Origin of the sequence: Pandoraea nosoerga (assembly GCF_902459585.1) — a bacterium.
GTDB lineage: Bacteria > Pseudomonadota > Gammaproteobacteria > Burkholderiales > Burkholderiaceae > Pandoraea > Pandoraea nosoerga.
Genome location: NZ_CABPSC010000008.1, coordinates 214,280 through 221,791, shown reverse-complemented (window position 1 = coordinate 221,791; position 7,512 = coordinate 214,280). Strand labels below are relative to the sequence as shown.

Here is a 7,512-nt window from a genome sequence, read left to right as displayed (position 1 = left end):
GGCGCGGCGGCGGCCGGCGCAGCGGCTTCGGCCGGCTTGGCGGCGACCGGCGCAGCAGCGCCTGCCTTGGCTTCGGTGTCGATCTTGGCGATGACTTGTTCGGACGTCACGGTGTCGCCGGCCGAGGCGCTCACTTCGACGAGCACGCCGGCGGCGGGCGCCGGTACTTCGAGCACGACCTTGTCGGTCTCGACTTCGATCACGGTTTCGTCCTGGGCAAAGGCTTCACCGACTTTCTTCTTCCAGTCGAGCAGCGTGCCTTCGGAAACCGACTCGGAAAACTGGGGGACTTTGACTTCAACAATGGCCATTTCTGGATCCTGGATTCGATAGACGTTCAATTCGGAAATACGGCAGCGGCCGTCCCTGGGGGGAGGACGACCGCTGTAGGACCTAACCGCTTACTGCACCACGGTCGCGCCCTTGAGGCGACCGAAAGCCGTATCGAGCAACTGCTTGAGTTGTTCGTAGTGCTTGGCGTAGTAGCCCACGGCAGGCGAGGCCGAAGCCGCGCGACCCGCGTAAGCCAGCTTCTGACCGGCGCTCATGCTCTCGATCAGGTGGTGTTCGATGTAGAACCACGGACCCTGGTTTTGCGGCTCGTCCTGGGCCCACACCACTTCGGTGAGGTTTTCGTACTTCTTCAGCTCGCTCTCGAACGCTTTGTGCGGGAACGGGTAGAGCTGTTCCACGCGAATGATCGCGACGTCGTTCGACTTCTCTTCGCGACGACGGGCGACCAGGTCGTAGTACAGGCGGCCCGAGCAGACGATCACGCGCTTGACCTTCTTCGCGTCGATCGAAGCGTCGGTCTCGCCGATGACCGTCAGGAAGCTGCCCTTGGACAGTTCCGTCAGCTCGCTCACGGCTTCCTTGTGGCGCAGCAGCGACTTCGGCGTGAACACGATCAGCGGCTTGCGCAGCTGGCGGATCATCTGACGGCGCAGCAGGTGGAAGATCTGTGCCGGCGTGGTCGGCTGGACCACTTGCATGTTGGTATCGGCGCACAGTTGCAGATAGCGCTCGATACGTGCCGACGAGTGCTCCGGACCCTGGCCTTCGTAGCCGTGCGGCAGCAGCATCGTGAGGCCCGAGACGCGGCCCCACTTCACTTCACCGCTCGAGATGAACTGGTCGATCACGACCTGCGCACCGTTGGCGAAGTCGCCGAATTGCCCTTCCCACAGCACCATCGTGTTCGGCTCGGCGGTCGAGTAACCGTACTCGAAGCCCAGCACGGCTTCTTCCGAGAGCACCGAGTCGATCACCGTGAAGCTCGCCTGACCGTCGGCCACGTGTTGCAGCGGCACGTAGGTGCCGTCGTTCCAGCGCTCGCGGTTCTGGTCGTGCAGCACGGCGTGGCGGTGCGTGAACGTGCCACGGCCCGAGTCCTGACCGGTCAGGCGCACGGCGAAGCCCGACGAGACCAGCGACGCGAACGCCAGGTGCTCGCCCATGCCCCAGTCGAGCGGCTGCTCGCCCTTGCCCATCTTTTCACGGTCCTTGATGACCTTCTCGACGAGCGGGTGAACCTTGAAGTTGGCCGGAATCGTGGTGATACGCTCGGCCAGGCGCTTGAGTTCGTTCAGCGGCACGGCCGTATCGGCGGCGTCCGTCCACTTCTTGTTCAGGAACGGCACCCAGTCGACCGCGTACTTGCTCTTGTAGTTCGAGAGCACCGGGTCGATGGTGTGATGGCCTTCGTCCATGGCCTGGCGATAGGCCTTCACGAAACCGTCGCCCTCTTCGGCCGTGATCACGCCTTGCGTGACCAGCTTCTCGGCGTACAGCGCGCGCGTGCCCGGGTGTTGCGCGATCTTCTTGTACATCAGCGGCTGCGTGACCGCCGGGGTGTCCTGCTCGTTGTGGCCCAGCTTGCGGTAGCAAACGATGTCCACGACGGCGTCCTTCTTGAATTCCTGACGGAAATCCAGGGCCAGCTGCATGGCCAGCACGACCGCTTCCGGATCGTCGCCGTTCACGTGCAGCACCGGCGCTTCGATCATCTTGACCACGTCCGAGCAGTACGTCGTCGAACGGGCGTCGCGCGGGTCCGACGTGGTGAAGCCGATCTGGTTGTTGATGACGATGTGTACCGTGCCGTGCGTGCCGTAACCGCGCGTTTGCGCGAGGTTCAGCGTTTCCATCACGACACCCTGGCCTGCGAAGGCCGCGTCGCCGTGGACTTGCACCGGCAGCACGCTGGCCGCGTCGGCTTCGCCGCGACGGTCCATACGGGCCTTGGCCGAGCCTTCGACCACCGGGTTCACGATTTCGAGGTGCGACGGGTTGAACGCCAACGACAGGTGGACCGGGCCGCCGCTCGTCGAGACGTCGCTCGAGAAGCCCTTGTGGTACTTCACGTCGCCTGCCGGCAGGTCGTCCACGTGCTTGCCTTCAAATTCGGCAAACAGGTCCGATGGCATCTTGCCGAGGGTGTTGACCAGCACGTTCAGACGGCCGCGGTGGGCCATGCCGATCACGATTTCCTGCACGCCCTTCGCACCGGCGTGATGGACGAGCTCGTCCATCGCCACGATGAACGACTCGCCGCCTTCGAGCGAGAAGCGCTTCTGGCCGACGAACTTGGTGTGCAGATAACGCTCGAGGCCTTCGGCGGCCGTCAGGCGTTCGAGGATGTGTTTCTTCTTCTCTGCGCTGAAGTTGGGCGTAGCGCGCACCTTCTCCAGACGCTCCTGCCACCAGCGCTTTTGCACCGGATCGCTGATGTACATGTACTCGGCGCCGATCGAGCCGCAGTACGTGTCGCGCAGCGCCTTGAGCAGATCGCGCAGGCTGGCTTGCTCAAAGCCGAAATACGTGTTCTCTGCCGAGTACACGCTGTCCATGTCGGCTTCGGTCAGGTCGTAGAAAGCGGGTTCCAGCTCGGGGATGGCCGGACGTTCCTGGCGCTTGAGCGGGTCCAGGTTGGCCCAGCGGGCGCCGAGGAAGCGGTAAGCGGCAACGAGCGACTGCACGTGCACCTGCTTGCGGGCCACGGCCAGATCGGAGGCGCCGGCGCGCGACACGAAGGCATTGGCCTTGGCGCGCTGGGCGAACGACTCGACGATCGGGGCGTGAGCCACGTCGTTGGCGTTGGAACCATCAACAGCGGGGACGTTTTGCAGTGCGTCGAAGTACTGACGCCAGTTGTCCGGCACGGACGCCGGATTATCAAGATACGATTCGTACAGTTCTTCGACGTAGGGGGCATTGCCGCCGAAGAGGTACGAGTTCGCTTGGAATTGTTCCATCAAACTCATTTTGCGCTCACCTTTTCTACGAGTGTCTCGAGAAATAGCGGGTTACGAAACCTTCCGCGACACGGCCTGACCGAATAGCGGATTGCGAGAATCAAGTGGTGCTTGGAAGGACCTGATCAATCACGGCGTGGAGCATAGCACGTTTTCCCGAGACCCACCCCATCGGAAAGCCGTCGCGCGGACGCTCGCGGCGTATCCGCCACATGGGTCGCGGGCCGCCCCGCCAGCGCACTCGAACGCCCGTTTGCCGGGACGGCGGCATGCGAGTGTCGGTGGCCTCACTGCCATCTGGCCGCTATCGCGCGCCGCCGCCCGCCGCCTCACGCGTGTGGCTTGGTCGGGCCCGCTTATGCTTATATGGAAATTGGATATATAGGAATTAAATTTTATTATTTTAATTTCTAATCGGTGACCGATATCGTGTCGACTATCCCCTTGCCGGTCCACCCGGGGGTGGCTTGACGGGTCAGACCCGCCCGGGCTTCCGTGCTGGTCCGGCCCCTGGAGCCCACAACGACATGCAAGAGACGACGCCTCTCACCGCCCAGCAAGCCCAGTTGCTCAGCCAGCTGGTCGACGGCCTTTCCACCGAGCAGCTCGCCTGGGTGCGCGGCTTTCTCGCCGGCATCAATCACTCGGTGCGCCATGCCGGCGCGCAGGCGCCCGCGGCCGGCACGGGCAGCGCCGCCGCCCCCCAGCTGACCATTCTGTACGGTTCGCAAACGGGCCATGCGCAGGAAGTGGCCGAGCATGCCAAGGCGCGGGCGGTGGCGGCGGGCTTCAAGGTCGACCTGTTCGCGATGGGCGACTACAAGGCCTCGCGTCTGAAGAACGACAAGTTGCTGCTCGTGGCGGTGTCCACGCAGGGCGAAGGCGAACCGCCCGACGACGCTCGCGACTTCTACGAATTCCTGCACGGCGAGAAGGCCCCGAAGCTCGAGGGCACGCGTTTCGCCGTGCTGGGACTGGGTGACTCCAGCTATGAGAAATTCTGCCAGGCCGGCAAGGACTTCGACGCCCGCCTGGCCGCTCTCGGCGCCGAGCGTCTGGTCGCGCGCGTCGACAGCGACGTCGACTACGACGGCCCGGCCGAGCGCTGGATCGAAGAGACGGTCGAAGCGCTCAAGCGCGTGGCCGCTCCGGCGGCCGCAGGCAAGGCCGGCGCCGCCGACGGCTTCAGCCTCGCCTCGCTGGCCGGCGCCGTGGCCCCCGCCGCTGCTGCGAGCCAATACAGCCGCAAGCACCCGTTCGACGCTACGGTGCTCGAGAACCTCACGCTCTCGGGCCGCGGCTCGTCCAAGGAAGTGCATCACATCGAACTCTCGCTCGAAGGCTCGGGCCTCACCTACGAACCGGGCGATGCGCTCGGCGTGGTCGTGAAGAACGACGAGACGCTCGTCGACGAACTCATCGACACGCTCGCGCTCGACCCGCAAGCCACGACGACCACGCAGGACAGCACGCTTTCGCTGCGCGAGGCGTTCCTGCGCGCCTACGACATCACCACGCTCTCGCGCGCCTTCCTCGAGAAGTACGCCGCACTGGCCGAATCGACCGAGCTCAAGGCATTGCTCGCCGCCGGCAACGAGACGGCGCTGCGCGACTATCTGTACGGCCGCGACGTGCTCGACGTGGTGCGCCAGTTCCCTGTGCGCAAGGTGAAGGCGGCCGAGTTCGTGGGCACGCTGCGCACGCTGCAGCCGCGCCTGTATTCGATTGCCTCGAGCCTCGCGGCAAACCCCGAGGCCGTGCACATCACCGTGGGCGCCGTGCGCTACGACAGCCACGGTCGTGCCCGGCGCGGCGTGGCCTCGACCTATCTTGCCGACGTCGCCCGCGAAGGCGAAACGGTGCCGGTGTACATCGAAGCGAACCGCAACTTCAAGTTGCCCTCGGACAGCAGTGCGCCGGTCATCATGATCGGGCCGGGCACCGGCATCGCACCGTTTCGCGCGTTCGTGGAAGAGCGGCAGGCGCTCGACGCGCCGGGCAGGAACTGGCTGTTCTTTGGCGATCGCAACTTCCGCACCGACTTCCTGTATCAGCGCGAATGGCAGCGTTACGTGAAGGACGGCGCGCTCACGAAGATCGATCTCGCGTTCTCGCGCGACGGCGAAGACAAGGTCTACGTACAGCACCGCATGCGCGAGCAGGGCAAGGAGCTCTACGCCTGGCTGCAGGAAGGCGCCTATCTTTACGTGTGCGGCGACGCCGACCAGATGGCGCGCGACGTGAATACCGCGCTCGTGGACATCGTGGCCGAGCATGGCGGCCTGGCGCAAGACGCCGCCGCCGAGTACGTGAAGACGCTGCAGCGCGAAAAGCGCTACCAGCGCGACGTGTACTGATCGATCGCGGCGCCTGCCCGCGGCGCGATAGTGCGATCCCGGCCGGCGCGCGAACGCGCCCGCCAGGGTCGATGACGGCGCCCCGATGTCCGTACCCCGATAACTGCACCCGACAACTGCACCGACAACAGCAGCCCACATGACGCAATCTACGCAAGCCAACGCCACCTCGGCAGCGCGCTCCGAGGTCGAGAAGATCAAGGACGTCAGCAACTACCTGCGCGGCACGATCGCCGAAGGTCTGGCCGACCCGCTCACCGGTGCGATCTTCGAGAAAGACGCGCAACTGCTCAAGTTCCACGGCTCGTACATGCAGGACGATCGTGATCTGCGCGCCGAGCGTCAGAAGCAGAAACTCGAGCCCGCCTATCAGTTCATGATTCGCCTGCGCATGCCGGGCGGCGTATGCACGCCCGCGCAATGGCTCAAGCTCGACGACCTCGCGCAGAAATACGGCGGCAATACGATTCGCCTGACCACGCGCCAGACCGTGCAGTACCACAACGTGCTCAAGCATCAGCTGCGCCCGCTCATCAAGGGCATCGACGAAGTGGCAATGACCAGCATTGCCGCGTGCGGCGACGTCAACCGCAACACGCTCGTCTCCAACAATCCGCACCTCTCGCCCGCGCACGCCGAAGCCCTCGAGTGGTGCCGCAGGATCGACCAGCACCTGCTGCCCCAGACCACCGCGTATCGCGAGATCTGGCTTGGCGACAAGCGCCTGGGTGCGGGCAAGGAAGACCATGAGCCCATCTACGGCAAGCATTATCTGCCGCGCAAGTTCAAGATCGCCATTGCGATTCCGCCGAACAACGACGTCGACGTCTACGCAAACGATCTGGGCTTCATTGCCATCGTGAACGACGAGGGCAAGCTCGAGGGCTTCAACGTGAGCGTGGGCGGCGGCATGGGCATGACGCACGGCGACGCGGCGACCTACCCGCGCACGGCGACCGTCATCGGTTACACGCCGGCCGAGCGCATCGTGGAAGTGGCAGAGAAGGTGCTGCTCGTGCAGCGTGACTTCGGCGACCGCACGAACCGCAAGCATGCGCGCCTGAAGTACACCATCGACGATCGCGGCGTGGAGTGGTTCAAGGAAGAACTCAATCGCTACCTGGGCTGGAACCTGGCGCCGGTGCGCCCGTTCACGTTCACGACCAACGGCGATGAGTACGGCTGGCTCAAGGGCGCGGACGACCTGTGGCACCTCACGCTCTTCATCCAGAACGGCCGCGTGAAGGACTGGGACGACTACCGCCTGATGACGGGCCTGCGCGAGATCGCCCGGATTCATGATGGCGACATTCGCATTACCGGCAACCAGAACCTGATCATCGGCCGGGTGAGCGAAGCCGCCAGGCCACGCATCGATGCGCTGGTTAAGGAATTCGGCCTGCTCGACGGCAAGCACCAGAGCGCGCTGCGCATCAACTCGATGGCGTGCGTGGGCTTCCCGACCTGCGGCCTGGCGCTCGCGGAAAGCGAACGGGCGCTGCCGGATCTGGTCACGCGTCTGGAAAAGGTGCTCGACGAAGCCGGTCTGGCCGGCGAGCCGATCACGATTCGGACGACGGGCTGCCCGAACGGTTGCGCGCGTCCGTACCTCGCCGAGATCGGCCTGGTCGGCAAGTCGACGGGCAAGTACAACCTGTACCTCGGCGCGGGCTTCCACGGCCAGCGCCTCAACAAGCTGTACAAGGAGTCGGTGAGCGACGACCAGATCGTGGCGGAACTCACGCCGCTGTTCCAGCGCTATGCGAAGGAGCGCGAGGCCGGCGAGAAGTTTGGCGACTTCCTCGTGCGCCAGGGCGTGGTAAAGGAAGTCATCGAGGCCCGCGAGGATTTCCACGGCTGAGCCCCGGTGGGCCGGCAGGGTCGCGAAGCCCCTGCGGCGA

4 protein-coding genes are annotated in these 7,512 nt (G+C 64.7%); 2 read left to right on the top strand and 2 right to left on the bottom strand.

Going from position 1 to position 7,512, the window contains the following annotated elements; genetic code table 11:
- Together PNO31109_RS12495 and PNO31109_RS12490 are read right to left on the bottom strand one after the other, a co-directional pair.
- On the bottom strand, positions 1 to 311 hold a 311-nt coding region (locus PNO31109_RS12495; RefSeq protein ID WP_306440559.1), incomplete at its 3' end, for a biotin/lipoyl-containing protein.
- 90 nt (positions 312 to 401) lie between these two features.
- On the bottom strand, positions 402 to 3,263 hold the full coding sequence (locus PNO31109_RS12490; protein ID WP_150555825.1) for a 2-oxoglutarate dehydrogenase E1 component: 2,862 nt from the start codon (positions 3,261 to 3,263) through the stop codon (positions 402 to 404).
- A gap of 518 nt (positions 3,264 to 3,781) precedes the next feature.
- Here PNO31109_RS12490 and PNO31109_RS12485 point away from each other — a divergent pair.
- Complete coding sequence (locus PNO31109_RS12485) at positions 3,782 to 5,611, top strand: assimilatory sulfite reductase (NADPH) flavoprotein subunit (RefSeq protein ID WP_150555824.1); 1,830 nt, start codon at positions 3,782 to 3,784, stop codon at positions 5,609 to 5,611.
- Between the two features lie 139 nt (positions 5,612 to 5,750).
- Positions 5,751 to 7,472 carry an NADPH-dependent assimilatory sulfite reductase hemoprotein subunit gene (locus PNO31109_RS12480; RefSeq protein WP_150555823.1) on the top strand — a complete coding sequence of 574 codons (1,722 nt, stop codon included), beginning with the start codon at positions 5,751 to 5,753 and terminating at the stop codon, positions 7,470 to 7,472.
- The last annotated feature ends 40 nt before the right edge of the window (positions 7,473 to 7,512 follow it).

What these genes read in the sequence shown, in the direction of transcription:
- PNO31109_RS12490 (WP_150555825.1), bottom strand. Translation starts at nt 3,263, where the DNA reads ATGAGTTTGATGGAACAATTCCAAGCGAACTCGTACCTCTTCGGCGGC.
- PNO31109_RS12485 (WP_150555824.1), top strand. Translation starts at nt 3,782, where the DNA reads ATGCAAGAGACGACGCCTCTCACCGCCCAGCAAGCCCAGTTGCTCAGC.
- PNO31109_RS12480 (WP_150555823.1), top strand. Translation starts at nt 5,751, where the DNA reads ATGACGCAATCTACGCAAGCCAACGCCACCTCGGCAGCGCGCTCCGAG.